Annotated in this window: 20 protein-coding genes and 1 other RNA gene; 6 read left to right on the forward strand and 15 right to left on the reverse strand. The window is 52.0% G+C overall.

Features of this window, described 5'->3' with window-relative positions:
- Positions 1 to 95 precede the first annotated feature (95 nt).
- Positions 96 to 2,048, reverse strand: a complete 1,953-nt coding sequence (rpoD, locus tag RRV97_RS02695) for an RNA polymerase sigma factor RpoD (protein ID WP_315611888.1) — start codon at positions 2,046 to 2,048, stop codon at positions 96 to 98.
- A gap of 194 nt (positions 2,049 to 2,242) precedes the next feature.
- Complete coding sequence (dnaG, locus tag RRV97_RS02700; protein ID WP_315611889.1) at positions 2,243 to 4,015, reverse strand: DNA primase; 1,773 nt, start codon at positions 4,013 to 4,015, stop codon at positions 2,243 to 2,245.
- A 198-nt stretch (positions 4,016 to 4,213) separates the two neighbouring features.
- On the opposite strand from dnaG, the gene RRV97_RS11460 reads away from it, so the two are divergent.
- Positions 4,214 to 4,354: an IS3 family transposase gene (locus RRV97_RS11460; RefSeq protein WP_141756472.1), complete on the forward strand. Its 141-nt coding sequence runs from the start codon at positions 4,214 to 4,216 to the stop codon at positions 4,352 to 4,354.
- A 100-nt stretch (positions 4,355 to 4,454) separates the two neighbouring features.
- On the opposite strand, the gene tssH is transcribed toward RRV97_RS11460, so the two are convergent.
- The 3 genes from tssH to RRV97_RS02715 all read right to left on the reverse strand — a co-directional run bounded on the left by tssH (position 4,455) and on the right by RRV97_RS02715 (position 8,153).
- Positions 4,455 to 7,274 (reverse strand): type VI secretion system ATPase TssH, encoded by a 2,820-nt coding sequence (gene tssH, locus RRV97_RS02705; protein WP_315611890.1) that lies wholly within the window; start codon positions 7,272 to 7,274, stop codon positions 4,455 to 4,457.
- 71 nt (positions 7,275 to 7,345) lie between these two features.
- On the reverse strand, positions 7,346 to 7,834 hold the full coding sequence (locus tag RRV97_RS02710; protein ID WP_107858381.1) for an Hcp family type VI secretion system effector: 489 nt from the start codon (positions 7,832 to 7,834) through the stop codon (positions 7,346 to 7,348).
- 70 nt (positions 7,835 to 7,904) lie between these two features.
- Positions 7,905 to 8,153, reverse strand: a complete 249-nt coding sequence (locus RRV97_RS02715; protein ID WP_315611891.1) for an OmpA family protein — start codon at positions 8,151 to 8,153, stop codon at positions 7,905 to 7,907.
- On the opposite strand from RRV97_RS02715, the gene tssC reads away from it, so the two are divergent.
- A complete protein-coding gene (gene tssC, locus RRV97_RS02720) occupies positions 8,139 to 8,999 on the forward strand; it encodes a type VI secretion system contractile sheath large subunit (protein ID WP_315611892.1) in 861 nt (286 codons plus the stop codon). The two genes, RRV97_RS02715 and tssC, sit on opposite strands and share 15 nt — an antisense overlap.
- A 249-nt stretch (positions 9,000 to 9,248) precedes the next feature.
- On the opposite strand, the gene nadC is transcribed toward tssC, so the two are convergent.
- Together nadC and RRV97_RS02730 are read right to left on the reverse strand one after the other, a co-directional pair.
- Complete coding sequence (nadC, locus tag RRV97_RS02725) at positions 9,249 to 10,130, reverse strand: carboxylating nicotinate-nucleotide diphosphorylase (protein WP_315611893.1); 882 nt, start codon at positions 10,128 to 10,130, stop codon at positions 9,249 to 9,251.
- 145 nt (positions 10,131 to 10,275) lie between these two features.
- Complete coding sequence (locus RRV97_RS02730; protein WP_315611894.1) at positions 10,276 to 11,214, reverse strand: NrtR DNA-binding winged helix domain-containing protein; 939 nt, start codon at positions 11,212 to 11,214, stop codon at positions 10,276 to 10,278.
- 156 nt (positions 11,215 to 11,370) lie between these two features.
- On the opposite strand from RRV97_RS02730, the gene nadA reads away from it, so the two are divergent.
- Together nadA and nadB are read left to right on the forward strand one after the other, a co-directional pair.
- Complete coding sequence (gene nadA / locus RRV97_RS02735; RefSeq protein WP_003764644.1) at positions 11,371 to 12,483, forward strand: quinolinate synthase NadA; 1,113 nt, start codon at positions 11,371 to 11,373, stop codon at positions 12,481 to 12,483.
- A 51-nt stretch (positions 12,484 to 12,534) separates the two neighbouring features.
- Positions 12,535 to 14,043: an L-aspartate oxidase gene (gene nadB / locus RRV97_RS02740; RefSeq protein WP_315611895.1), complete on the forward strand. Its 1,509-nt coding sequence runs from the start codon at positions 12,535 to 12,537 to the stop codon at positions 14,041 to 14,043.
- Positions 14,044 to 14,231: 188 nt separating this feature from the next.
- On the opposite strand, the gene RRV97_RS02745 is transcribed toward nadB, so the two are convergent.
- Positions 14,232 to 18,065, reverse strand: a complete 3,834-nt coding sequence (locus RRV97_RS02745) for an FAD/FMN-binding oxidoreductase (protein WP_315611896.1) — start codon at positions 18,063 to 18,065, stop codon at positions 14,232 to 14,234.
- A gap of 260 nt (positions 18,066 to 18,325) precedes the next feature.
- Here RRV97_RS02745 and ffs point away from each other — a divergent pair.
- Positions 18,326 to 18,422, forward strand: an RNA gene (gene ffs, locus RRV97_RS02750) — signal recognition particle sRNA small type.
- Between the two features lie 250 nt (positions 18,423 to 18,672).
- On the opposite strand, the gene RRV97_RS02755 is transcribed toward ffs, so the two are convergent.
- The 5 genes from RRV97_RS02755 to RRV97_RS02775 all read right to left on the reverse strand — a co-directional run bounded on the left by RRV97_RS02755 (position 18,673) and on the right by RRV97_RS02775 (position 23,429).
- Positions 18,673 to 19,680: an IS5 family transposase gene (locus tag RRV97_RS02755; protein ID WP_315611897.1), complete on the reverse strand. Its 1,008-nt coding sequence runs from the start codon at positions 19,678 to 19,680 to the stop codon at positions 18,673 to 18,675.
- Between the two features lie 89 nt (positions 19,681 to 19,769).
- Positions 19,770 to 20,987: a uracil-xanthine permease family protein gene (locus RRV97_RS02760; protein ID WP_315611898.1), complete on the reverse strand. Its 1,218-nt coding sequence runs from the start codon at positions 20,985 to 20,987 to the stop codon at positions 19,770 to 19,772.
- 167 nt (positions 20,988 to 21,154) lie between these two features.
- On the reverse strand, positions 21,155 to 21,466 hold the full coding sequence (locus RRV97_RS02765; RefSeq protein WP_049323230.1) for a hypothetical protein: 312 nt from the start codon (positions 21,464 to 21,466) through the stop codon (positions 21,155 to 21,157).
- Positions 21,467 to 21,528: 62 nt separating this feature from the next.
- Complete coding sequence (locus tag RRV97_RS02770) at positions 21,529 to 22,167, reverse strand: hypothetical protein (RefSeq protein WP_315611899.1); 639 nt, start codon at positions 22,165 to 22,167, stop codon at positions 21,529 to 21,531.
- Positions 22,167 to 23,429 carry a multifunctional CCA addition/repair protein gene (locus RRV97_RS02775; RefSeq protein WP_315611900.1) on the reverse strand — a complete coding sequence of 421 codons (1,263 nt, stop codon included), beginning with the start codon at positions 23,427 to 23,429 and terminating at the stop codon, positions 22,167 to 22,169. Before RRV97_RS02775 ends, RRV97_RS02770 begins: the two co-directional genes overlap by 1 nt.
- Positions 23,430 to 23,621: 192 nt before the next feature.
- Between RRV97_RS02775 and ung the strand changes: the two genes are divergently transcribed.
- A complete protein-coding gene (ung, locus tag RRV97_RS02780) occupies positions 23,622 to 24,281 on the forward strand; it encodes a uracil-DNA glycosylase (protein WP_315611901.1) in 660 nt (219 codons plus the stop codon).
- A gap of 53 nt (positions 24,282 to 24,334) precedes the next feature.
- On the opposite strand, the gene RRV97_RS02785 is transcribed toward ung, so the two are convergent.
- Together RRV97_RS02785 and cysW are read right to left on the reverse strand one after the other, a co-directional pair.
- Positions 24,335 to 25,408: a sulfate/molybdate ABC transporter ATP-binding protein gene (locus RRV97_RS02785; protein WP_315611902.1), complete on the reverse strand. Its 1,074-nt coding sequence runs from the start codon at positions 25,406 to 25,408 to the stop codon at positions 24,335 to 24,337.
- Entirely contained in the window at positions 25,405 to 26,265 is an 861-nt protein-coding gene (gene cysW / locus RRV97_RS02790) for a sulfate ABC transporter permease subunit CysW (protein ID WP_315611903.1), read from the reverse strand. Before cysW ends, RRV97_RS02785 begins: the two co-directional genes overlap by 4 nt.
- Positions 26,266 to 26,301 lie beyond the last annotated feature (36 nt).

A 26,301-nucleotide genomic window follows, 5' to 3' on the forward strand; every position in this document is an offset into this window, starting at 1 on the left:
CCGTCTGAAACCATTAAATCTTTTGAGATTTGGTTTTCAGACGGCCTTTTTACATTCCAATAAAAACCGCAGGTCTTTCAACCTGCGGTTTGCTTTTATGATTTGTTTTCTTCGCTGTCGAGGAAGCTGCGGAGACGGTCGCTGCGGGTAGGATGGCGCAGCTTACGCAGGGCTTTAGCCTCGATTTGACGGATACGTTCGCGGGTTACGTCAAATTGTTTGCCGACTTCTTCGAGCGTGTGGTCGGTATTCATATCGATACCGAAACGCATACGCAACACTTTGGCTTCGCGCGGTGTCAGGCTTTCGAGGATTTCTTTGGTTACTTCGTGCAGGCTGGTGTACATCGCAGCTTCTGCCGGCGCAACGTTGTTGGCATCCTCGATGAAATCGCCCAAGTGCGAATCGTCGTCGTCGCCAATCGGTGTTTCCATGGAAATCGGCTCTTTGGCGATTTTCATGATTTTGCGGATTTTGTCCTCCGGCATTTCCATCAGCTCGGCCAGTTTGGCGGAATCAGGTTCTTCACCGGTTTCTTGCAGGTATTGGCGCGAGATACGGTTCATTTTGTTGATGGTTTCAATCATGTGAACCGGAATACGGATAGTACGCGCTTGGTCGGCGATGGAACGGGTAATCGCTTGGCGGATCCACCATGTGGCGTAAGTCGAGAACTTGTAGCCGCGGCGGTATTCGAATTTGTCCACCGCTTTCATCAGACCGATATTGCCTTCTTGAATCAAATCAAGGAACTGCAAGCCGCGGTTGGTGTATTTTTTAGCAATAGAAATAACCAAACGCAAGTTGGCCTGAATCATTTCCTGTTTGGCTGCTGAGGTTTCTTTCTCGCTCAACACCATGTTTTTGTTGATTTCTTTCAACTCTTCGATGGAAATGCGGGTTTCGGCTTCCATATTTGCCAGCTCGGTTTGTTTTTCGAGGATGGCGTGGCGGAAACGATCCAACGCGTTTGCCCATACACGGCCTTTGGCTACTTCTTTTTCAACCCATTCCAAATCGGTAATGGCAGGCAGGAAGTTTTCGATGAAGTAGTCGCGATCCATACGGACGCGGTCGATACAGATATCGCGGATTTCGCGTTCGAGTTTGCGGATGTTTTCAACGCGGCTGCGCAGGTTGCTGCTCAGGTTTTCGATTTGACGTGTGGCAAAACGGACTTCCAACAGTTTGTTGGCAATGGCATCGCGGTGCTTCAGGTAGTTGGCGTGTTGGCTGCCATGTTTTTCCAGCTGCTTGATCATTTTGCCGTATTCGCTCTCGATAAAGGCGAAATGTTCCAACACTTTTTGTTTCAGTTCGGCCAAATGGGCGGCGGACATGGCTTCGGAATCACTGCCGGAGTCATCTTCATCATCTTCGTCGTCATCTTCGACTTCGCTGTCGGTCTCGCCTTCTTCATCGTCAGGTTTGGCATTTTCCAAATGACCCAGACCCAATTCGTTTAACAAAACTTCATTAGGGTCGATGATGGCTTCAACCACTTCATCCACACGGATTTCATCATTGCGGACTTGCTCGATCAACGCCAGAATTTCGGCAACCGAGCCTGGGCAGGCGGAGATTGCCTGCACCATGTTTTTCAGTGCATTTTCAATTTTTTTGGCGATGATGATTTCGTCTTCGCGTGTCAACAAATCGACTTGGCCCATTTCACGCATATACATGCGCACAGGGTCGGTTGTACGGCCGAATTCGGAATCTGCGCTGGAAAGTGCCGCTTCGGCTTCTTCAACGGCATCGTCGTCGGTCAGGGCGGCGGCATTGTCGCTCAAGAGGATGTCTTCAGCATCGGGAGCCTGTTCGGTTACCTGGATACCCAAGCCGGAAATCATGCTGACGATGTTGTCGATTTGCTCGGCGTCGGACATATCGTCAGGCAGCGCGTCGTTAATTTCGGAATAAGTGATGTAGCCGCGTTCTTTACCCATAATAATGAGTTGACGCAGACGGGCGCGCTGCTCTTCGATACTCAAGGGACGGTTGTCATCTTGGTCTTGGTATTCTTCGTAGTTTTGGTTTTTAGACATGGATTGCTCTCTAGGTTGATAGGATGCCGACGGTTTACGGTGATGTGGCCGTACCTGAAGGCGGAGCAGAGCTTTTTGTTGTGAAATCAGATTTCACTTTAATACTCTGAGGCCGTCTGAAAATATTACGGATGGAGTGTTCTGCGTGTCATGCTTCGCAGCGTGTATTTAGATTGTTCAGACGGCCTGAGGGGTTAGTTTTGCTTTGCCGTCAAAAGCGACAGCAATAGTCTTTTTTCATTTTCGGTCAAACCGGTTTGAATACTTTTTTGCTTTAAAGTTTCGATTTGACTGTATTTTAATTCATTTAACAACTTTTTCATGCCGATTTGGAAACTTTCGCAATCTTCTTCGTCATCCCCTTCCATTTCTTCAGAGTGAAGGGTTGATAAAAAGATTTGATTAACGGTTTCCTCATAAGGCGAGCCGCGCATATATTCCAGCACTTGTGCGGTTGCCGGAATCGTGGCGTGATTCTTGATGGTTTCGGCTAGATTGGCAAGGCAGGCAAAGTCGCCGCTTAAAGCCAGATAATCGGGCAGGTCTATATATGAAGCCCAAGCCGGATTTATCAAGAGGCTGCGTATTTGCCTTTGCACCAGTGTCAGCATGGTTGGCTGTTTGACAGAAATGGGCGGCAGTTTGTAACTTTTTTGTTTAACGTGCCGCTTGGGCGCTTCTTGTCCGAGTAACTGGGCGAGGTTGTCAGGATCAATGCCCACCAACTCGCTGAGTTTTTGTTTCAGGAGATAGCCCAATGCCGGCGCGGTAATTTGCGCTAAAAGCGGAGAACTGGTTTTGACCAATTCTGCTTTGCCTTCTTGTGTATTAAGGTTGAGGCCGTCTGAAAGATGTTCCCAAAAGTATTCCGATAGGGGCTTGCTTTGGTTTAACAAGGCATCTTCAAATTGCGTCTTACCGTAGGCGCGGATGTAGCTGTCGGGGTCGTGTTCTTCGGGCAGGAAGAGAAAATGCAGCGATTTATCGTCTTTTAATTGCGGCAACGCATTTTCCAGAGCGCGCCAAGCCGCTTTACGTCCTGCACTGTCGCCGTCGAAACAAAAATAAATACTGTCTGCCTGACGCATCAGGATTTTGACATGTTCCGCCGTGGTTGCCGTACCTAGAGCCGCCACGCCGTAGCCGATGCCGAACTGCGCCAATGCGACCACGTCCATGTAGCCTTCGACCACCAAAATCCGTCCGGCCTCTTTAACGGCAGCACGCCCTTCATATAGCCCGTAAAGATTTTTCCCTTTATCGAACAAAGGCGTATCCGGCGAGTTGAGGTATTTGGGTTTGGAGTCGTCCAATACGCGGCCGCCAAAGCCGATGACCTGCCCGCGAGGATTACGGATGGGGAACATAATCCGATGGCGAAAGCGGTCGTAATGTTTGCCTTCGTTATCAATGACCATGCCCGTATCCACCAACGCAGTATTCGGATAGGGTTGGAACACTTGTGCCAAAGGCTGCCAGCCGTCGGGCGCATAGCCCAAACCGTAATGCGCGATGACTTCCGCACTCAAGCCGCGTTTGTCTAAATAAGTCTTCGCCGCCGGATTGAATTTCAACTGTTGCGCGTAAAAATCCGCTGCCGCCGCCGTCGTTTCTTCCAAAGTCTGCTGTTTTTTCTTGCGTTCGGCACGGATTTCGGGATTGTCTTCCTGTCCGCGCACTTTAGGCACCGTCATACCGACACGATCAGCCAAAAACTGCACCGCCTCCGGAAACGACAGCCCCTGATGTTCCATCACAAAACCAATCGCCGAACCATGCGCCCCGCAACTGAAGCAATGGTAAAACTGCTTGGTCGGGCTGACCGAAAACGACGGCGTCTTTTCCTTGTGAAACGGACAGCAGGCCATATAGTTCGCCCCGCCTTTCTTCAGCGGAACCTGCTCGTCGATAATATCGACAATATCGACTTTGGACAAAAGCTCGTCAATGAAATCAGATGGAATCATAGTTCGGCAGAAGAGGATGGACGGAAAACATTTCAGACGGCCTTATAAACAGACAAAGGCCGTCTGAAAATGGAATTTCGAATGAGGGGTTGAAATGAGTTTTGTATTATAGCAAATTGTTGTCATACATGTAGAGTATTGGGGAAGGGATTCCAATTAGAGCATGTTGCGTGAGGTGAATTGTTGGGATGATTCGTTATGGAGAGCTTCTTTGCGGTATTGAAGACGGAATGTTTCTATCAGCAGGGAAAATGGACTGTGTACGAATTGATGAAACAGATAGATGATTATATGAACTACTACAATCGGGAATATTGCAGTTTGAAATTGAAAAGCTGAGTCCTGTCACATACAGAACCCAGCTTGCACTGAATTTTTGAATAAGTTTTTATCAGACATCCAAGATTTTAGGGCTATTTCATTTCATTCTTACTCCGCCTTATTCAAACAAAACGTCTATACCTTCTTCTCCAACCTCCAAGCTCGCTCGCTCCGGCATATGACCCGCCGTCTGCTGCCATTGTAAAAAGCTTTGGGCTATCGCCGGCATCACCTGACGGTTCAGCAGGTGGTCGATGTTGCGCGCACCGCTGTCGCCGGTCGTACAGGAATCGGCCAGCAGCGCCGCAAAGTCCTCACTGTAGCTGAGGCGCGTTTGATGGGCTTCATACAGCCGGTCTGCTATTTTATCCAACTTCAATCTGACGATTTGGGCCAATGCTTCTTTTTCCAATGGACGGTAAGGAACGACCTGCATGCGCGCCAACAATGCGGCCTGGAAGTGGTCTGTCAGTATCGGACGGATGGCTTCCGCCAGTTCTTCCAAGCTGTATTCGGGTGCTTCTTCTGCTTCGGTAGGGCCGTCTGAAACCTCGGTGTGCTCAGGGGAGGTTTCCGGCATTTGTGCAGAAAGTTCTACTTTGGTATCGGCGATCTGTTCTTGTCCATTTGCTTCTTGGTTTTCTTCTGCAGCGGCTTCTTCTGCCTCTTCTGGCTCTTGCGGTTTCAGCAACTGGGTCAGTTCGTTTGCGCCCAAGTTCGAAGTCATCAGGATAACGGTGTTTTTGAAGTCGATTTCCCGGCCCTCGCCGTCACGCATCATGCCTTTGTCGAAGACTTGGTAGAAGAGGTTGAGGATGTCTTTATGGGCTTTTTCGACTTCGTCCAGCAATACGACGCTGTATGGTTTTTGACGTACGGCTTCGGTCAATACGCCGCCTTCGCCGTAGCCGACATAACCCGGAGGCGAGCCTTTAAGTTGGGAAACGGTGTGTGCTTCGCGGTATTCGGACAGGTTGATGGTAATCAGTGATTTTTCACCGCCGAAGAGTGCGTCTGCCAATGCCAGGGCGGTTTCTGTTTTGCCGACACCGGATGGGCCGCTCAACAGGAATACGCCCAACGGGGAGTCGTTGGTTTTCAGGCCGGCTTTAGCGGCCCTTAAACTTTGCGCAATCGCATGGATGGCTTCGCTTTGTCCGACTACGCGTTGCTCAAGAAGGCTTTCGAGCTGCAGCAGGTTAGCCAGTTCGTCTTTGAGTACGCTGCCTGCGGGCACGCCTGTCCAGTCGGCGATAATGTCGGCAATCACGGTTTCATCGACGCTGGTAAAAATCAGCGGTTTGCCTGCGACGACGGCATCCAGCTGTTGCTGTTTCTCGGTCAGGCTTTGTTGTGCGGCTTCCCGCTCTTCGGAAGTCAATTCTGTATTTTTGGCGGCTTCCATTAAGGATTGGATTTCGTCCGCCAATTGTTTTTCTTCCTGATAGCGGCGGTTCATTTCTTCGCGTTGTTCGTTCAGCTGGGCAATTTCCTGCTCGACTTGTCGGATGTTTTCTTCTTGCGATGCGTTCAGACGGCCCAGTTGTTTGTCGGCATCCAATGCTTCCAATTCCCGTTGCAGCGAGGAGGCCTGTGCCTCCATCAAGCCGAAGATATGGGGAACGGTATCCAAGCTCATGCGGACACGGGCGGCGGCCGTATCCAACAAGTCTACGGCTTTATCGGGCAGCTGGCGGCCGGTAATGTATTTTCTGGAGAGTTGCACGGCTGCGATGACTGCGGAATCCTGAATATGGACTTTATGGTAGGCGGCATAACGCTGTTTCAAGCCGCGCAGCATGGTAAAGGCTGATTCGTCATCGGGCTCTTCTACTTTGACCATTTGGAAACGGCGCTCCAATGCGGCATCTTTTTCAAAATATTGTTTGTATTCGCTCCAGGTTGTGGCGGCAATAGTGCGCAATTCGCCGCGTGCCAAGGCCGGTTTTAAGAGGTTGGCGGCATCTGCGCCACCGGCGCTGTTGCCGGCGCCGATTAAGGTATGCGCTTCGTCAATAAACAATAAGATGGGTTCTTCGGAATTTTGAACGGCTTCAATCACGTTACGCAGGCGTTGTTCGAATTCGCCTTTGACACCCGCACCTGCCTGCAGCAGGCCCAAGTCCAAGACCAATACCTGTGTGTTTTCTAATATTTTAGGCACTTCGCCTGAGGCAATTTTCAAGGCCAGGCCTTCTACCAGTGCGGTTTTGCCGACACCTGGTTCGCCGACCAAAATCGGATTGTTTTTACGGCGGCGCGATAAAATATCCATCATTTGGCGGATTTCTGTTTCGCGGCCAAATACGGGGTCGATACCGCCTTGGGCTGCTTTTTCAGTCAGGTTGACGGTAAAGCGAGCCAATGCATCGTTTTGTCCGGTTGCTTTAACCGGTTGTGATTTGGATTCTGCCTGAGTGCCGTCCTGGCCTTCTTCGGCAGAAATTTGGGCAAACGTATTGTTGGTGCCTTCGATGGAGACTTCATCCAACCATGTTTTCAGACGGCCTATTTGGGTCTCCGTCAGACTCAACAGCGGCCATGCATCCTGCGTCATCAGACGGTAAGGGGATTTCAACAATGCCTGATACAGATAAGCGGAACGGATTTCCGATGCGCCTTCATCACTTGCCAGCAGCCATGCGTCTGACAATAGGCTGACCAGTGATTTGGACAGTGAAGGATTACCGCGGACATTGCGCGGCAGTTTGTCCATCGTGTCCAGCAAAGGGTTCCAGATGTTTTCCGAATCAATTTCGTAACGTCTCAATAAGGCGCCGACATCGCCATCCCCTAATTCCAATAACTTGATAAACAAATGGTCAACCGTAATTTCGGCATGACCCCGTGTTTGACATAAACCGGCGGCGGCTTCCATTGCCTGTTGGCAATGCGTATTCAGACGACGTAATAATAAGGCTTGATCATGTGCAGACATTTGATATCCCTGATGTAAAAATGTGTTATAAAAAAGTGCTACCTTTATCAGGCAGCACTTTATGTGGATGATTAAGCGCGGCTTTCGTTCCAGCTGTCGGAATGAATGATGTTGCCGTCTTTATAAGTCCAAGTGATTTTTTCGTAGCGCAATTCAACGCGTTCCAAGTGGTTGTAACGCTCGCGTGCAGGGTCTTTGATATTGTGCATTACAGGACCTACTGCGACAACTTTAACGTTGTCCAGTTTGGTATTGAAGTACTCTTTCTCTTGACCAGATGCATCAATTTGATACCACTTGATTTCTACTTCTTTTAAAGTTTGACCGGTGGTTACCGCTTTGTACAAGTATGGAGAAGACGCATCGTATTCTTTGTACAATACGATAGGTTCATGAACGCGGGTACCTGTCAGTTTGCCAGTATTGGCATCTGTAGGAATGCGGACGTTGTGTTGGAACTCAACGATCTCAACACTGTCTTCACGGCCGTGAACGTCAACGGAACCTTTAATAGCGGAACCGCCATCGTCTTTCAGCCACATATAAGCAGGAATTGCCATATTTTTACTCCTTAGTTTTATTAAAAACGCTTTAAGTTTTAAGGCTTAAAGCAACTTGTGCTGCATTGAATTACTGTGTTGCCGAGGGAATAAGGATAATCTCAACCCTACGGTTCTTGGCCTTACCGTCTTCTGTTTGATTGTCTGCAATCGGTTTGGTATCGCCCAAACCTTTGACTTCAAACCTGCCTTCCGGAACATTGGAAGAAATCACCAACCAATCTTTGACGGATTGAGCCCGTTTTTCTGACAACTGCTGATTGGAAACAGGATTTCCAACATTATCGGTATGACCTTCAATTAAGTGGCCGCCATCCAAGATTTGGCCAACTACATGGATCGTGCCGAATACATCAAATGGAAAAGCTTCCGCGAAACAGACGATGCACGCTATATCGGCTTGACCCTTCCCCGCTTCCTCGCCCGTCTGCCGTACGGCAGCGATACCGTGCCTGTCCGCAGCTTCAATTACGAAGAACAGGTAAAAGGTACGGAACATAACCGCTATTTGTGGGCAAATGCATCATTCGCCTTTGCCGCCAATATGGTGCGTAGCTTCATCAATAACGGTTGGTGTGTTCAGATTCGCGGCCCGCAGGCCGGTGGCTTGATTGAAGACTTGCCTATTCACATGTATGACTTGGGTACCGGCAATCAAATGAAAATCCCGACAGAAGTCCTGATTCCGGAAACCCGTGAATTTGAATTTGCCAATCTGGGCTTTATTCCATTGTCTTTCTATAAAAACCGCGATTACGCCTGTTTCTTCTCCGCCAACTCGACACAGAAACCTGCGTTGTATGAAACCAAAGAAGCAACTGCAAACAGCCGTATCAACGCCCGTTTGCCTTACGTCTTCCTGCTTTCCCGTTTGGCGCACTACCTCAAACTAATCCAGCGTGAAAACATCGGTACCACCAAAGACCGCCGCATGCTTGAGTTGGAACTGAATACTTGGATTAATACCCTGGTAACGGAAATGACCGACCCGAGCGATGAGCTGCAGGCCACACATCCGTTGAGAGAAGCAAAAGTATTGGTGGAAGATATCGAGGACAACCCGGGCTTCTTCAAAGTCCGCCTGTTTGCCCGCCCACACTTCCAAATCGAAGGCTTGGATGTCAACTTGTCATTGGTATCTCAAATGCCTAAAGAAAAGAAATAAGCAATTTAGCAAGCTTGAAAAATCCTCTTTCCTTTTGGGAAAGAGGATTTTTTATTTCCTGCAAGTAATTATCCATTTTGCTTAGTAATAAAGGAATTCTTGCAAAATCCTTCACATCCCCAAATGTCTTGATGGGAATTTAGGGAATTTTTGCAAAGATCTCAACCTGAATAATTGTGATATGTATCAAGAAATATAATTTACTTGATAGTGCAATACCTTGTCTTTTGCTTTATAGCCAACTCGAACTTAAGCCACGAAATCCAAACCTATGTCCAACGAGCGGCTGCTGTGGGTCAGATAACCGAGGGCGATGCCGTCCACGCCGGTTTGCGCCACGCGTTTCAGGCGGTCGAAGCCGATGCCGCCCGATGCTTCGCAATAAATGGTGTGTGTGTGGGCGGTTTGTGTGTGGCAGCGGTTTGCCGCTTCTTTTAAGGTTTCGTCGTCCATGTTGTCCAGCAAAATCCGTTCCGCGCCCGCCGCGATGGCTTCGTCCAGTTGTGCCAACGTGTCCACTTCGATTTCCACGCAGGTCAACGGTCCGACCGCCTGTTTTGCCTGCTGCACGGCTTGGGCGATGCTGTCGCAATAGGCAAGATGGTTGTCTTTGATGAGCACGGCGTCGTCCAAGCCCATGCGGTGGTTCACGCCGCCACCTGCCCTGACGGCGTATTTTTGCAGGACGCGCAGCAGGGGGATGGTTTTGCGGCTGCACACAATGTCTGTACCGTATTCGGCGACTTCGGCAACGGCACGTGTGGTGGCGGTGGCGATGCCGCTCAAGTGCGTGAGGTAGTTGAGCGCGGTGCGTTCGGCGGCGAGCAGGGCGCGGGCGTTGCCTTCGACCGCGGCAAGCGTCTGACCTGCGCGGACGGTTTGCCCGTCTTGGATTTCGGCTTGGAAGCGGACGGACGGATCCATCATCTGAAAGGCGAGGCGCGCCAAGTCCATACCGGCGATAACACCGTCTTCGCGGCTGACGAGGAAGAGTTTGGCGGTTTTGTCGGGCGCGATGACGGCAGCGGACGTAATGTCGCCGCGCCTGCCCAAGTCTTCGCTCAAGGCTTGTTCCACCATGGGGCGCAATAGGGTGTCGGGCAGGGGAAAGAGGGTGTTTTCAGACGGCATGGGGTTTCCTTTGTTGAAAAAGATTGATGTTGTACCGATGGGGCAAAACTTCATTTTATAGTGGATTAACAAAAGCCAGTACGGCGTTGCCTCGCCTTGTCCTGATTTTTGTTAATCCACTATAGGTAGGTCGTCTGAAAACGGGCTAACCGCTGCCCAGCGGCAGTCCGATGTCCGAAATCAGCCTGTCGGGCAGGACGTCGTCGCGGAAGCGGTAAAGCTGCGCGGGGCGGCCTTTGCTGCCCGATACGCCGGTATCTGACGGCTCGATGAGGTTTTGCTGCTGAATCTGGCGGCGGAAGTTTTGCTTGTGCAGCAATCTGCCGCTGATGGCTTCGACACTGTTTTGCAGTTGCAGCAGCGTGAATTCGGGCGGCATCAGTTCGAAAATCACGGGGCGGTATTTGATTTTGGCGCGCAGGCGGGACAGGGCGGTCGCCAACACGCGGCGGTGGTCGTGGCGCATGGGCTGTCCCGTGAGCGCGAAGTCGAAGTTTGCCTGCGGCTCGGCGGCTTCCGCTATCAGGCCGCTTTCATACAGCATTTCATAGCGTTGCAAAACGTATTCTTCCGACCAGTTTTCCGGCTCAACCCCCCAGCACAAGTGAATGCGCTTGAGCCGCTTTTGGCGCACTTCCTCCGTGTCCGCCGAGTTTGCCCAAATGCGCAGGCGGCTGACGATGGCATCGCGCTGCCCGCCGTCGGTACGCAAATCTTCCCACGGGAAATAGCCGTAGCAGTCCTGCCATTTCGCGTCGGGATGCAGGATGCTGTCGGCGGCCTCGCGCACCAGCCCCAGATAGCTGACGTACAAGACAGGCAGGCCTTGCTCGTTTTGACGGCGCGTATCGACAAATGTGTAAAGCTGTTCTACATAACCCATGGGCTGAGATGTCTGCTTGGCGACCCACATCCTGACCCCCGCCTGCAAGGAGTGGCGAAGCGGTGCAAGCAGGCCGTTGGGCAGCAGCGCTCCTTGGGCAACGGTCAAAACCCTCAAGCTGCCGTTTGTAATGGCGATCAGTACAGGAACCAGTTCGACGATACTTTGCGTATTGGCTGCTGTTTCAGGATAGGCATCCATGCGTGGCTTTCATTTAAGAGAAAACCTTATTGTAAACCAAAGCGGTTTTCAGACGACCTTGCATATTATACTCAAGTTGAGCATAATATAAAAACTATTTGAAACATAGACGGCAAACCTTTATGCCGTCTGAAAAAACAGCCACAAGGAAACATCATGCAAACCGCCGCCCGCCGCTCGTTCGACTACGATATGCCCCTCATCCAAACGCCGACTTCTGCCTGCCAAATCCGTCAGGCGTGGGCTAAGGTTGCCGACACGCCCGACCGCGAAACAGCAGGTCGTCTGAAAGATGAAATCAAGGCTTTGCTGAAAGAGAAAAACGCGGTCTTGGTCGCGCATTATTATGTTGATCCGCTGATTCAGGATTTGGCTTTGGAAACGGGCGGATGCGTGGGCGATTCGCTGGAGATGGCGCGTTTCGGTGCGGAACACGAAGCCGGTACGCTGGTGGTGGCGGGTGTGCGCTTCATGGGCGAGAGCGCGAAAATCCTCTGCCCTGAAAAAACGGTGCTGATGCCTGATTTGGAAGCGGAATGTTCTTTGGATTTGGGTTGCCCGGAAGAAGCGTTTTCGGCGTTTTGCGACCAACACCCCGACCGCACGGTGGTGGTGTACGCCAACACTTCCGCCGCTGTGAAGGCGCGTGCCGACTGGGTGGTCACGTCTTCGGTGGCGTTGGAAATCGTGTCGTATCTGAAATCTCGCGGCGAGAAGCTGATTTGGGGGCCAGACCGCCACCTCGGCGACTACATCCGCCGTGAAACGGGCGCGGATATGCTGTTGTGGCAGGGTTCGTGTATCGTCCATAACGAATTTAAAGGGCAGGAGCTGGCGGCGTTGAAGGCGGAGCATCCCGACGCAGTGGTGCTGGTTCATCCCGAATCGCCGCAAAGCGTCATTGAACTGGGCGACGTGGTCGGCTCGACCAGCAAACTGCTGAAAGCCGCCGTATCGCGTCCCGAAAAAAAATTCATCGTGGCAACCGACTTGGGCATCCTGCACGAAATGCAAAAGCAGGCGCCCGACAAAGAGTTTATCGCCGCCCCGACGGCGGGCAACGGCGGAAGCTGCAAAAGCTGCGCGTTCTGCCCGTGGATGGCAATGAATTCGCTGGGTGGCATCAAACACGCCCTGACAAGCGGGCACAACGAAATCCTGTTGGATAGGAAGCTGGGCGAAGCCGCCAAACTGCCTTTGCAGCGTATGCTCGACTTCGCGGCAGGGCTGAAGAAAAAAGATGTGTTCAACGGCATGGGCCCCGCCTGATTTGCCGTCCGTATTGCCGTTTCAGACGACCCCTCAAACAAGGACAACACCATGCAAACCGATTGCGACGTATTGATTGCCGGAAACGGGCTGGCGGCATTGACGCTCGCCCTGTCGCTGCCTGAATCGTTCCGCATCGTCATTTTGTGCAAAAACCGGCTGGACGATACCGCCAGCCGTCATGCACAAGGCGGAATTGCGGCGGCGTGGTCGGAAGAGGACGACATCGAAAAACACGTTGCCGATACTTTGGAAGCGGGCGCGGGTTTGTGCGACGAAGCCGCCGTCCGCACCATCCTGTCGCAGGGCAAACCGGCAATCGAATGGCTGCTGGCGCAGGGCGTGGCGTTCGACCAAAATAATAACGGCCTGCACCTGACGCGCGAAGGCGGGCATACCTGCCGCCGAATCGCCCACGTCGCCGACTACACGGGCGAAGCCGTCATGCAGAGCCTGATTGCCCAAATACGCTGCCGTCTGAACATCCGCGTTTACGAGCGGCAGATGGCGTTGGACGTTCAAACCGAATCAGGCGCGGCATGCGGACTGACCGTCCTCGACCGCCGAACGCAAGAAACCTACCGCATCCGCGCCCGTCATACCGTACTCGCAGGCGGCGGCTTGGGACAGATTTACGCCGCCACCACTACGCCGCCCGAATGCACGGGCGACGCCATCGCCATGGCGATACGCGCAGGCTGCGTAGTCGAAAACCTTGAATTTATCCAATTTCACCCTACAGGCTTGGCAAGGCCGTCTGAAAACGGCCGCACCTTCCTGATTTCCGAAGCCGTGCGCGGCGAAGGCGGCATCCTGACCAACCAATCGGGCGAACGGTTTATGCCGCATTACGACCGCCGCGCCGAACTCGCACCGCGCGACATCGTTGCCCGCGCCATCGCCGCCGAAATCGCCAAACAAACGCAAGACTTCGTCTCACTCGACATCAGCCATCAACCCGCGGCGTTCGTCCGTCAGCATTTCCCGTCTATCCACCGACACTGTTTATCCCAATGCGGCTTGGACGTCACACGCCAAGCCATCCCCGTCCGCCCCGTGCAACACTACACCTGCGGCGGCATCCAAACCGACTCCTGCGGCAGAACCTCCCTGCCGCAGCTCTACGCCTTAGGCGAAACCGCCTGCACAGGATTGCACGGAGCCAACCGCCTCGCCAGCAACTCCCTGCTCGAATGCGTCGTGACCGCCAGACTTGCCGCCCAAACCATCGCGGACGGACAAGCGTTCCAAACCGTACCGTCCCAAAGGTCGTCTGAAAACCCCACCGCCGAAGCAGGCATCTTTTCAGACGACCTCCAAAACACATTCAGCCGCCCCGTCCTGCAAGCCTTCAACCAACGCCATCTGGGCATCCTCCGCAACGATACCGGCCTGCGCCGCGCCATCGCCCAACTGCGGCTTTGGAAGCAAAACCAAACCGCGCCGCACACCGCGTCCGAATACGAAAACCGCAACCTGATAGAATGCAGCCTTGCCGTCGCCCAAGCCGCATACGCAAGGCGGCAAAACATCGGCGCGCATTTTAATAGTGATTGTTAAGGATAATAGCAAATAAAACAAAATTATTTAGTAAATTAAATCCTTACTTTAGAGAATCAAGGTTTGTGCATTATAAAAAAGATTAAAATAAAGCAGGAAAAACGGGAAAACTAGGGTGCAGGGATTGACAGTAGTTATGAGTAGACATAACTGGCCTCTTTGTACAGCTATAAGTTATTGCCTAAGTTTTAGAGCAACACTTTCTCTACGCCACCGTTATTGGCTTTTTTCACAAACTCATCCAGCCAGTTTTCACCGAGGATGTGTTTTGCCATTTCGATGACGATGTAGTCTGCAGGCATATTGTTGTCGTCGGCGTATCGGCTCAGACCTTGCAGGCAGGCTGGGCAGGAGGTAAGCATTTTGACGGGTTCGCCCTGCGGCAGCTCTTTGAGGTTTTTCTCGATTTCTTCCTGTTTGCGGAATTTGACTTGGGTGGCGATGTCGGGGCGTTTGACGGCAAACATGCCGGATTCGCCGCAGCAGCGGTCGCTTAAGACGACTTTCTGTCCCATCAGGCTGCTGGCCATTTGTGTGGCGTTCATGGTTTTAATCGGTGTGTGGCAAGGGTCGTGGTATAGGTATTGCTGACCTTGTACGCCGTTCAGTTGCACTCCTTTTTCAAGCAGATATTCGTGGATGTCGATGATGCGGCAGCCGGGGAAGATTTCTTCGAAGCGGTATTTTTCGAGCTGGTCGTAGCAGGTGCCGCAACTGACGACGACGGTTTTGATGTCGAGGTAGTTGAGGGTGTTCGCCATGCGGTGGAAAGCCACGCGGTTGTTGGTGCTCATTTGCTCGGCTTTTGCCTTGTTACCGCCCGCGTCCTGCGGATAGCCGCAACACATATAGCCGGGCGGCAGGACGGTTTGTACGCCGACGTGCCAAAGCATGGCTTGGACGGCAAGTCCGATTTGGCTGAACAAACGCTCGGAACCGCAGCCGGGAAAGTAGAACACGGCTTCGGCATCTTCGGGCGCGGTGGGGTTGCGGATGATGGGGATGCTTTTGTCGTCTTCGATGCCGAGCATGGAACGCGGTGTTTTAGCGGGTACACTTTTGGGCAAAGGACGGTTGATGAAGTGGATAACCTGTTCTTTGATTGAGGCGGTGCCGACGGTGGCTTTGGGTTCGGCTTTTTGCTTTTTGGTACCGATTGGAAGAAGTTTGCCGATTTTGTAGGCGAAGTTCTGCGCGGGAAAGCCGGTCTGTATCATGGCGGCGCGCAAGGCTTTGATGGTTTTCGGGCCGGTGGCGTTCAGAAATGCCATGCCCATCGATGCGGCGGGTGCAAAGCGTTTGTGGCCGGAATCGGCAAGGTAGTTGCGGATGGCTACGGTAACGTCGCCGAAGTCGATGTTGACCGGGCAGGGTTTGACGCATCGGTGGCACACGGTGCAGTGGTCGCCGATGTCCATGAGTTCTTCAAAGTGTTTGATGGAAACGCCGCGGCGGGTTTGCTCTTCGTATAAAAAGGCTTCAGTCAGCAGCCCCACGCCGAGGATTTTGTTGCGCGGGCTGTACAGCAGGTTGGCACGCGGAACGTGGGTGGAGCAGACGGGTTTGCATTTGCCGCAGCGCAGGCAATCTTTGACGGAATCGGCGATGGTGCCGAGGTCTGATTTTTCCATAATCAGAGATTCCGCCCCCAAAAGCTCGAAAGACGGCGTATAGGCGTTGCGTAGGTCCGAGCCTTTCATCAGTTTGTGACGGTTGAAGGTGTGTTTGGGATCGACTTGGTTTTTGTAGTTCCAAAACGGTTGCAAATCTTCATCGGTCAAAAATTCGAGCTTGGTAATGCCGATGCCGTGTTCGCCGGAAATCACGCCACCGAGCGAACGGGCGATTTTCATGATGCGTTCGACCGAACGGTAGGCCGTCTGAAGCATTTCGGCATCGTCTGAGTTAACCGGAATATTGGTGTGAACGTTACCGTCGCCGGCGTGCATATGCAGGGCGACAAAGACGCGGCTGCGTACGGTTTTGGCGTGGATTTTGCCCAAGCCTTGGATAATTTTGGTATCTGTTTTGCCGCTGAAGATTTCAGAAAGTGGCTTCATTACGTCCGCTTTGACAGACACGCGCAGGCGGAAATCGCGGAATGCGGTGAAACAGCTCTCGTCGTCTTTGGCTTCGGGCGCGGCATGGACGGCTACGCCGTAGCGGGCTTTGTAGTCGGCAAGCGGCGTGTCCAGATGGGCGAGCAACCAGTCCCAACGCTCTTTAACGGCGGAAACGTGGGTAAGGGCGTGTTTGCCGCGTTCGCCCAAAAGTTCGGCGGTCGGTAGGTCCGTGCCCATTTTGTCGATGGGGAGTTTGCCTGACAGATATTGCTCTAATTCAGCACAGAGTTTGAGTTTGTTTTGGATGGAAAGCTCGATGTTGATGCGTTCGATACCGTCTGAATACTCGCCCAGCCTCTCCAGCGGAATCACCACGTCTTCGTTGATTTTAAAGGCGTTGGTGTGTTTGGCGATGGCGGCGGTGCGGCTGCGGTCAAGCCAGAAGGTTTTGCGTGCTTCGGGCGACACGGCGATAAAGCCTTCGCCGTCGCGAGCGCGGGCGAGTTCGCAGATGTGTTCGGCGGCTGCCTGTACGGCGGCTTCGTCGTCGGAAACCACGTCTGCCAGCAAGACCATTTTAGGTCGGCCTTTGCCTGCTGCTTTGGTGGCATAACCGACGGCGCGGACGTAACGCCAGTCCAAATGTTCCAAACCGGCCAGCCGCACGCTTTTATGAGCAAGCAGGAAATCGCGGATTTCGACGATGGACGGCGTGGCGGTGGCAACCGTGCCGAAAAACTCCATACACACGGTGCGCGTGTATTTCGGCATTTTGTGCAACACGAAGGCGACGCTGGTGATGATGCCGTCCGTGCCTTCTTTTTGCACGCCGGGCAGACCGCTCAAGAATTTGTCGGTAACGTCTTTGCCCAAACCGACTTTACGGAATTTGTGGCCGGGGATTTCCAAGCGTTCGGTTTTAACGATATTGAGGCCGTCTGAATCTAACGTGTGAACGTCAAAGACTGCGGTTTCTTCGTCGTGGATTTTTCCGAAATTGTGGCGCACGCGCTCGATACGCAACCATTCGCCCTGTGGGTTGACCATCTGCCAGTAGGCGAGGTTGTCCAACGCCGTCCCCCACAGCACGGCTTTTTTGCCGCCTGCGTTCATCGCCACATTACCACCTACGCAGGAAGCATCGGCGGAAGTCGGATCGACGGCGAACACCAAACCCGCCTGATGCGCGGTTTCTTCCACCCGCCGCGTTACCACACCTGCGCCGCAATGAATAATCGGATGTTTGCCGTCCAAGCCCGCCAGTTCGACAAATTCTACGCCGCGATGCTTGTCCAGCTTTTCCGTATTGATGACCGCACTGTTCGCATCCAAAGGCACGGCGCCGCCGGTATAACCCGTGCCGCCGCCGCGCGGGATAATGACCAAATCCAGCTCGATTAAGGCGCGCACCAAAGGCGCGACTTCCGCCTCCGTGTCGGGATTGACGACGACAAACGGATATTCGACGCGCCAGTCGGTCGCATCGGTAACGTGCGTTACCCGCGCCAGCCCGTCAAACATAATATTGTGCGGCTTGGTGATTTTTCTCAAACGCTCCAAAATCTGCCGCCGCTTTTGGCGCGTTTCGTCAAAGCTGCCGTCAAAACGTTCAACCGCCTTTTCCGCCGCCGCCACTAATACATCGACTTGTGGATTGTCGTCGCGGCGTTTGCGGATTTCGTTCAACCGGTGGCGCATTTCCCGTACCAGCGCGGCGCGGCGTTTCGGGTGTTCCAGCAAATCATCGACCAGATACGGATTGCGCACGACCACCCAAATATCGCCCAACACTTCAAACAACATCCGCGCCGAACGTCCTGTTTTACGTTGGCCTCGCAGGTCTTGTAAAATTTGCCAGGCTTCGTTGCCCAACAGTCGGATGACGATTTCGCGGTCGGTATAAGAAGTATAGTTATAGGGAATTTCTCGAATACGCTGAGGGGCAGTAGTCGTGGTCATGGTCGTGTTCCGTTGATGGATGTAATGTTTTTATATTAAAGGCCGTCTGAAAAATGCAATTTCTTCTTGATGGCGTAAAGTGTTAATGTAGTGTAATTTTCGATATTTTTCAATGGAAAAGACAATAAACATTTCAATGGGAATGATTTGCAACTAGGTAATATTGTTTACAATCTTGTCGTGTAAATGGTTTTCAGACGGCCTGACAGATTTTATCGCTTGAGTTTTTCTATAAAACCGCTATAATGCGTTTCTTCTATGGCGGGTCTCCCCGCATGGTAATTCGGAACACCGGGTCAGGGGCGGAAGCCAGCAGCCCACTCTGATGAGCCAGTGCCGGGGGTTCGGCTCGCCACCTTATTCAAAAATGCCGGAGATGATTGAGTCTCCGGCATTTTTTCATTGTATTATAAAGCGTAATGATCAAAAGGCCGTCTGAAATCTTATTTTCAGACGGCCTGAGACCTTTGCAAAATTTCTTTTCCTCCAACAACCGAAACCCAAAAACAGGTTTTCGGCTGTTTCCATTCCAAATCACTCCTGATTCTACTCAAATACCCCCTTAATCCTCCCCGGACACCCGATAATCAGGCATCCGGGCCGCCTTTTAGGCAGCAGCGGGCACACTTAGCCTGTTAGCCGCTTTCAACAGGTTTAAACACATCGCCTTCAGATGGCTTTGCGCACTCACTTTACACAGACCGAAATAGGCTGCCCGGGCGTAGCGGAATTTACGGTGCAGCGTACCGAAGCTTTGTTCGACCACATAACGGGTCTTCGACAAATATCGGTTACGTTTGGTTTGCGCTTCCGTCAGCGGACGGTTGCGGTGGGCTTTACGCATAATGCCGTCTAACAACCGATGCTCTTTCAGATGTTGCCGGTTTTCCTTACTGTCGTAGCCTTTGTCGGCATAGACGGTCGTGCCTTCGGCAATACCCTCCAACAAAGGGGAAAGATGGTTGCACTCATGGACATTGGCGGGAGTGATGTGCAGTTTCTCGATATAGCCTTCCTCATCGGTACGGGTATGTTGTTTGTAACCAAGTTTGTAGAGACCGTTTTTCTTTATCCAACGGGCATCGCTGTCTTTACTCGGTGTGGCTTGGCCGCTGACTTGTCCTTCTTCATCAACTTCTATGGCCTGGCGCTGTTTGCTGCCGGCGGTCTGAATAATAGTGGCATCAACGACGGCGGCGGATGCTTTCTCTATTTTTAGGCCTTTTTCGGTCAGTTGGCGGTTGATCAGCTCCAGTAGTTCGGACAGGGTGTCGTCTTGCGCCAGCCAGTTGCGGTAGCGGCATAAGGTGCTGTAATCGGGGATGCTCAGTTCGTCAAAACGGCAAAACAGGTTGAAATCGATGCGGGTGATGAGGCTGTGTTCGAGTTCGGGATCGGAGAGGCTGTGCCATTGTCCGAGCAGGACGGCTTTGAACATGGACAACAGGGGATAGGCGGGACGGCCGCGGTGGTCTCGGAGGTAACGGGTTCTTTGACGATTCAGGTACTGTTCGATCGGTTGCCAATCAATCACCTGATCCAATTTCAATAGCGGGAAACGGTCGATGTGTTTGGCGATCATGGCTTGGGCGGTTTGCTGGAAGAAGGTACTCATGGAAAATCCCCTAAATGTCTTAGTAGGAATTTAGGGGATTTTGGGGAATTTTGCAAAGGTCTCGGCCTTTGAGTTTATGAATCAGCTATTTATGCTTCTTCTGATTTTGTATTGGGCAAAACACAGTTCAGGATAATGGCCAATACGGCGCACAAACCTACACCGGCGAAGCTCAAAGTACCTACTTTGATAATCATGCCGCCGATGCCGGTCGTCAATACAGAGCTGACGATAACCAGGTTTTTCGGCTGCATCAAATCGACTTTCGCATCAATCAATGTTTTGATGCCCAAAGAGGCGATAGTGCCGAACAGCAGCAACATAATGCCGCCCATAACCGGCATGGGGATCGAAGCCAAAAACGCGTTGAATTTACCGAAAAACGCCATGCAAATCGCAAAAATTGCTGCCCAAGTCATGATGACGGGGTTGCTGTTTTTGGTAATCATCACCGCGCCGGTTACTTCGCCGTAAGTGGTCACAGGAGGGCCGCCGATCAAACCGGCCACGCAGACGCCCAAGCCGTCGCCGGCGAGGGTTTTGTCCAAGCCCGGGTCTTTAGTGTAGTTTTTGCCGGTTACATTACCGATGGCCATAATGCCGCCGATGTGTTCGATGGCCGGGGCGATGGCAACGGGCAACATAAACAAGGCAGCCTGCCAGTTGACTTGAGGTGTTTCAAAATGAGGAACGGCAAACCAAGGAGTATTGATGATGGCGCCGGTGTCGACCAAGCCCATGATCAAAGCCAACACATAGCCGGAAGCCACGCCGATCAGAATCGGAATCAGCTTCATCATTTTGCTGCCGAAGACAGAAACGATGACGGTTACCGCAAAGGTAAAGCCGGACAGAATCAGCGAATCGATATAGTCGATGACCTGCTTGCCGCCTGATTGACCCATGGCCATGCTGCTGGCTGCAGCGGCTACGGACAAGCCGATTACCATAATCACCGGGCCGATAACCACGGGCGGCAACAGCTTGTGTACCGCATCCAGACCACGCCATCTGATCAATGCGGCAAAAACAAAGTACATGAAGCCGGCCGCAAACAGGCCGAACATGGTAGAAGGCAGGCCCCATTCGCCGATGGAGTAGATAATCGGTGCAATAAAGGCAAAAGAAGAGCCGAGGAAAATCGGCACTTTACGTTTGGTAACCAATTGGAACAACAAGGTGCCTAAGCCTGCGCCCAATAATGCCAAAGCCGGGTTCAGTCCCGTCAGAAGCGGCACAAGCACCATAGCACCGAATGCGACAAACAAAATCTGCGCACCGGCTACCGCCGTTTTAAGCTGATTCATAAAAGCTCCGAAGAAAATTCAAACGGCGCAGATTATACTGATTTATCCTAATTGTGAACATTTATTTACAAAAGGCCGTCTGAACAAATGTAACGATGACACCTGTTCAGACGGCCTTATTCGATAGCGAATGGTTAGTAACTTATCAAAATCGATTAGGAAAATTTTTAGCCGCGTGTTTCGCGCCAAACCAGATAATCACGCAGGGGCGGCATAGGCGGATTGATGCAGTGGGGGCAGATGCCTGTGGTGTCTTCGTCGTCGCTGTCGATATGGTAGGCGTTGGGGTCAAAGCGCACCTGCTGCATCACCGCTTGCGCCAATGCTTGTTCCTGTACGACATCGAATTCAAATTTCTCCAAAATCTCATTCAATAGGCGGATTTCGCCGTCGCTGAAAGATTCGCTGTGTTTGACAATGAGGCGTTGATAATCTTCATTGCTGATTTTTTTGTGAAGTAAATCGGTCTGGATGGTCATGATTTTATTGTTGAAATAAGATGGTCAAGATGAGGATTATAGCGGATATTGTGGTGATTGTTTCAAAGGGCGTCTTTAAGTTGACGGGCTTTGGCGGATGTGGGGATAAATCTGTTCAATTCAATATTGACTGTCTGAAAATCGCGGCTATCAAAAAAATTGCCGATACGTATGGTTTTTCCCTGATAATCGAAAGCCCATGCGCCTTGTTTGCATTTTTGGATACGTAAGATATTAGGAATATTGTTTCTCGATTGTTTTATGCCGTTTTGGTAGTGGTTTTCGCCCGGGTACCTAGCTTTTCTTCCTCTTGCTACAGGAGCTTTGGGAATATGGTCACAAGAATGCCATTCGGAGATTTCTGACAACGGGAAACTACGCCAACGCCCAATGGAGAACAAGGTATAACCATGAGACAGAGTATGGTTACGGATCTTGATGTTTTCACGTCCGAAAAGTTGCCAAAGAAGGCAGTAAACAAGCGAACCCACTAAGTAGAAAGTAAAAAGTAAAGGGATGAGAATAGCTTCAAAATGAGTGAAATAATGTTCTTCAAGGTAAAACGGCGCGATGCATGTAAGCGCAAAGGAAAATATAAGAAATACCGCAGTAGAACCAATTTCCTGCGAGTCATGTACAACACGAGCAGACACAGTAATGCCCTTGGGAGTGTGATTGATTTTATAACGCGAAGATGTCATCAATAGCCTCCTAATTTGTCTGCCTGATACGCTTTTTGCAGCGGTGTAATTTGCGCCAAGCGGGCATGATCGATTTGTTCGGCAATTAAATGGGCTTTTCCTTGTGCGCGGCACTCGGTGGCGATTTTGCCTGCATCTACTTGGTTGGCAGCTTCAAGTAAAGCCAGCCAGTGTTCGCGTTGCGGATAGGGTGTGTCTTCAAGGTTCAGACGGCCTTGTTTGTCGGCCACGCAGACATTTAAGGCCGTCTGAAAACGTTCTGGGCGGCGGAATGCATCGGTTTTTTTCAAAACCTTCAAAATGGTTTTGCTTTTGAACTGCCCGACTTGGTGGAACATGATATGCCAGCGGCAGACGAGTTCGGCAAGCTCGGCGCAGTGTTTGGGCGTGCGCAGGCGTTGATTGACTTCGCGGACGGGTTCGACGCCGTTGATGTCGTGTTCGTAGTGTTTCGGCAGGATATCGGCCGGTGTTTTTGCCTTGCCCAAGTCGTGTAATAAGGCGGCATAGCGTTCGGCGAGGGACAGATTCATTTCGGCGGCCCGTTGTACAACCATCAGCGTATGGATACCGCTATCGATTTCGGGATGATAGTCGGCGCGTTGCGGTACGTCGAAAAGGGCGTCAAGTTCGGGCAGCAAGACTTTGAGTGCGCCGCATTCGCGTAAAACTTCAATCATTTTGCGCGGATTTTTCTCCATCAAACCTTTGGCCAATTCCTGCCAGACACGTTCGGCAACTAAGGCATCCGCTTCGCCGTTTTCTACCATTTGCCGCATCAGCGACATGGTTTCATCGGCAATTTGAAACCCATAACGCGCGGCAAAACGGGCGATACGCAAAATCCGCACGGGATCTTCGGCAAAGGCGGGCGAAACGTGGCGCAGGATGCCGGCTGCTAAATCTTGTTGTCCGCCAAAGGGATCGATGATCGTGCCGTCTGAATCCTGAGCCATGGCATTGATGGTCAGGTCGCGGCGCATCAGGTCTTGTTCCAGCGTAACGTTTTTATCGGCATGAAAACTGAATCCGGCATAGCCTTTGGCGGTTTTACGTTCGGTACGGGCGAGGGCGTATTCCTCGTGGCTGTCCGGATGGAGAAAGACGGGAAAATCTTTGCCGACCGGCTGATAGCCTTGAGCCAACATGGTTTGCGCATCTGCACCGACGACTACCCAATCGCGGTCTTTGACGGGCAGGCCTAGAAGATGGTCGCGGACGGCGCCGCCGACAAGATAGGTTTTTATGGTTTGTGTATTCATATAAAAATCGAACGATATAAAAAGGCCGTCTGAAAAGCCGTATTGGTTTTTCAGACGGCCTGATTCAGAACGCTATTATGACGCTTTAGGCTTGTTGCTGTCGATAATCTTCAGTCCGGCAGCGGCAACAAACCATATCGTTATGCGGCATATCCTTTATAATAAGCCCATTCAAATACGGAGCGGCAAATAATGCAAACTTGGCACGAGGCGATTGGTGCGGAAAAAGAAAAGGCGTATTTTCAAAAGATTTTGGAGAAGGTTCGCCACGAAAGGCAGGCGGGGATAACCGTTTATCCGCCTGAGCGCGATGTATTCAATGCCTTTCGGACGACTGAATTCGGAAATGTAAAAGTAGTGATTTTGGGGCAAGACCCGTATCACGGCGCGGGGCAGGCGCATGGTTTGGCGTTTTCCGTCCAGCCTGAAATTGCAGTGCCGCCGTCGTTGGTCAATATTTATAAAGAGCTGGCGATGGATATTGAAGGTTTTCAGATTCCGCAACACGGCTATTTGCAACATTGGGCGGAACAGGGCGTGTTGCTGTTGAACACGGTGTTGACTGTCCGCGCCGGTGTCGCGCATTCCCATGCGACCTTCGGTTGGGAGGCATTTACCGATGAAGTCATCCGACAATTGGATAAGGAGCGCGAGCATTTGGTCTTTATGCTGTGGGGCAGCCATGCGCAGAAAAAAGGCGCGTTTATCGACCGCAACCGTCATTTGGTGCTGACCGCGCCGCATCCTTCGCCCTTGTCGGCGTATCGCGGCTTTTTCGGCTGCAAACATTTTTCTCAGGCAAACGCTTATTTGCAGGCACATGGTTTAGAGCCGATTGATTGGCAGCTTTAATAAGCTGAAAGGCCGTCTGAAAGCAGATTTTCAGACGGCCTTATGATTTAGTCTCAAATCGAATATTCAATCAGCTCGTTTTGAGAAAAGACATAAACCTGTTTCGGAATCAGATTCAATTCTTTGCCTTCGGTGATTTGGTAACGCGCGGCATCGCTGCCTGCCAGCGTGATATGCACGTCTTGTTTGTCGTGTTTCACCAGAATATGCGTCAATGCCCCGACGGCGTGGATTTTTTCGATTTTGGCACGAATCATCGGCGTTTCGTTTTCGGCGGCAAGCTGCCATTCGTGCGGGCGGATATAGCCGATGGCGGTTTGTTCCTGCCATTTGTATTGCGCATCCAATTTCCATTCGAAGCCGTGGTAGTGCCAGATGCCTTTTTCGATGCGTCCTTCAAATGCGTCGGTTTCGCCGAGGAACTCGGTAACGAAGGCGTTTTCGGGTTTGCGGTAAATGGCTTCGGCGCTGCCGGTTTGCTCGATTTTGCCGTGGTTCATGACGACGATTTCGTCGGAAACTTCAAGGGCTTCTTCTTGGTCGTGCGTGACCAGAATGCTGGTTACGCCTAAGTTGTGATGAATGTCGCGCAGCCAGGTACGCAATTCTTTGCGCACTTTGGCATCCAGCGCACCGAAGGGTTCGTCCAAGAGCAGGAGTTTGGGTTCGACCGCAAGGGCGCGGGCGAGGGCGATGCGTTGGCGTTGGCCGCCGGAGAGCTGGTGCGGATAGGATTTGGCGAGGTGGGAGAGCTGCACGAGTTTGAGCAATTCTTCGACTTTGGTGCGGATTTGTTCTTTGGACGGACGTTCGGACTTGGGCAATACGGTCAAACCGAAGGCGACGTTGTCAAATACGTTCATGTGGCGGAAGAGGGCGTAGTGTTGGAACACGAAACCGACCTTGCGCTCGCGCACATGCTTGGCGGTGACGTCTTGTCCGTCAAAGAGAATTTGGCCGCCGTCGGCGTTTTCCAGTCCGGCGATGATGCGCAGGAGCGTGGTTTTGCCGCAGCCGGAAGGGCCGAGCAGGGAAACGAGTTTGCCGGTGGGGACGTTGAGGTTGATGTTTTTCAGCGCGTGGAACGCTCCGAAGTGTTTGTTTAAGTTTTGAATAGTGATGCTCATGCTGCGTTCCTTTCGGCGGCGGCGAGTTTTTTATCTTGTAATTTGGTAATGATGTTTTGCACCAGCAAGGTGGCCAAGGCTAAAAGTGCCAATACGCCGGAGAGGGCGAATGCGCCGGTGAAGTTGTATTCGTTGTAGAAGATTTCGACCAAAAGCGGGATGGTGTTGGTTTCGCCGCGGATGTGCCCCGATACCACGCTGACCGCGCCGAACTCGCCCATCGCGCGGGCGTTGGTGAGGATGATGCCGTAGAGCAGCGCCCATTTGATGTTGGGCAGGGTAACGCGCCAAAACATCTGCCAGCCGCTTGCGCCGAGAATCAGCGCGGCTTGTTCTTCGCTGTCGCCCTGCGCCTGCATTAACGGAATGATTTCGCGCGCGACAAAGGGGAAGGTAACGAACAGCGTCGCCAAAATAATGCCGGGGATGGCGAAGATAATCTGTATGCCTTGCGCTTCGAGCCAGCCGCCCAATGCAGTGTGCGCACCGAACAATAAGACGAACATCAAACCGGCCACCACGGGCGATACGGAAAACGGCAAATCGAGCAGGGTGGTCAGCAACTGCTTGCCGCGGAAGTCGAAACGGGTCAGCAGCCACGCCATCGCCACGCCCAATACGGCATTGACGGGAACGACAATCAGTGCGGTAATCAGCGTTAATTTAATGGCAGACCAAGCTTCGGGATCGGTCAGAGATTGCAGGTATAAATCCCAACCGCCTTTTAAGGCTTCATAGAATACGGCAACCAAAGGCACGACCAGCATCAGCAGCAGAAAGCCCAAGGCGGTAGCGGTCAGCAATACGTGCAGCCAACGCGGTTCGCTCAAGTTTGGGTTGGTGGAATGGGTTTTCATGGTAGGGTAGTCTCGATTTATTCTTGTATCTGTTTG

It is taken from the genome of Neisseria sp. DTU_2021_1001991_1_SI_NGA_ILE_055 (assembly GCF_032342915.1).
In the GTDB taxonomy this organism is placed as follows: Bacteria; Pseudomonadota; Gammaproteobacteria; order Burkholderiales; family Neisseriaceae; genus Neisseria.

What these genes read in the sequence shown, in the direction of transcription:
- cysW (WP_315611903.1), bottom strand. Translation starts at nt 26,265, where the DNA reads ATGAAAACCCATTCCACCAACCCAAACTTGAGCGAACCGCGTTGGCTG.
- RRV97_RS02730 (WP_315611894.1), bottom strand. Translation starts at nt 11,214, where the DNA reads ATGGATGCCTATCCTGAAACAGCAGCCAATACGCAAAGTATCGTCGAA.
- rpoD (WP_315611888.1), bottom strand. Translation starts at nt 2,048, where the DNA reads ATGTCTAAAAACCAAAACTACGAAGAATACCAAGACCAAGATGACAAC.
- nadB (WP_315611895.1), top strand. Translation starts at nt 12,535, where the DNA reads ATGCAAACCGATTGCGACGTATTGATTGCCGGAAACGGGCTGGCGGCA.
- RRV97_RS11460 (WP_141756472.1), top strand. Translation starts at nt 4,214, where the DNA reads ATGGAGAGCTTCTTTGCGGTATTGAAGACGGAATGTTTCTATCAGCAG.
- RRV97_RS02770 (WP_315611899.1), bottom strand. Translation starts at nt 22,167, where the DNA reads ATGACATCTTCGCGTTATAAAATCAATCACACTCCCAAGGGCATTACT.
- RRV97_RS02710 (WP_107858381.1), bottom strand. Translation starts at nt 7,834, where the DNA reads ATGGCAATTCCTGCTTATATGTGGCTGAAAGACGATGGCGGTTCCGCT.
- nadC (WP_315611893.1), bottom strand. Translation starts at nt 10,130, where the DNA reads ATGCCGTCTGAAAACACCCTCTTTCCCCTGCCCGACACCCTATTGCGC.
- dnaG (WP_315611889.1), bottom strand. Translation starts at nt 4,015, where the DNA reads ATGATTCCATCTGATTTCATTGACGAGCTTTTGTCCAAAGTCGATATT.
- ung (WP_315611901.1), top strand. Translation starts at nt 23,622, where the DNA reads ATGCAAACTTGGCACGAGGCGATTGGTGCGGAAAAAGAAAAGGCGTAT.
- RRV97_RS02765 (WP_049323230.1), bottom strand. Translation starts at nt 21,466, where the DNA reads ATGACCATCCAGACCGATTTACTTCACAAAAAAATCAGCAATGAAGAT.
- RRV97_RS02775 (WP_315611900.1), bottom strand. Translation starts at nt 23,429, where the DNA reads ATGAATACACAAACCATAAAAACCTATCTTGTCGGCGGCGCCGTCCGC.
- nadA (WP_003764644.1), top strand. Translation starts at nt 11,371, where the DNA reads ATGCAAACCGCCGCCCGCCGCTCGTTCGACTACGATATGCCCCTCATC.
- RRV97_RS02745 (WP_315611896.1), bottom strand. Translation starts at nt 18,065, where the DNA reads ATGACCACGACTACTGCCCCTCAGCGTATTCGAGAAATTCCCTATAAC.
- RRV97_RS02760 (WP_315611898.1), bottom strand. Translation starts at nt 20,987, where the DNA reads ATGAATCAGCTTAAAACGGCGGTAGCCGGTGCGCAGATTTTGTTTGTC.
- RRV97_RS02755 (WP_315611897.1), bottom strand. Translation starts at nt 19,680, where the DNA reads ATGAGTACCTTCTTCCAGCAAACCGCCCAAGCCATGATCGCCAAACAC.
- tssH (WP_315611890.1), bottom strand. Translation starts at nt 7,274, where the DNA reads ATGTCTGCACATGATCAAGCCTTATTATTACGTCGTCTGAATACGCAT.
- RRV97_RS02785 (WP_315611902.1), bottom strand. Translation starts at nt 25,408, where the DNA reads ATGAGCATCACTATTCAAAACTTAAACAAACACTTCGGAGCGTTCCAC.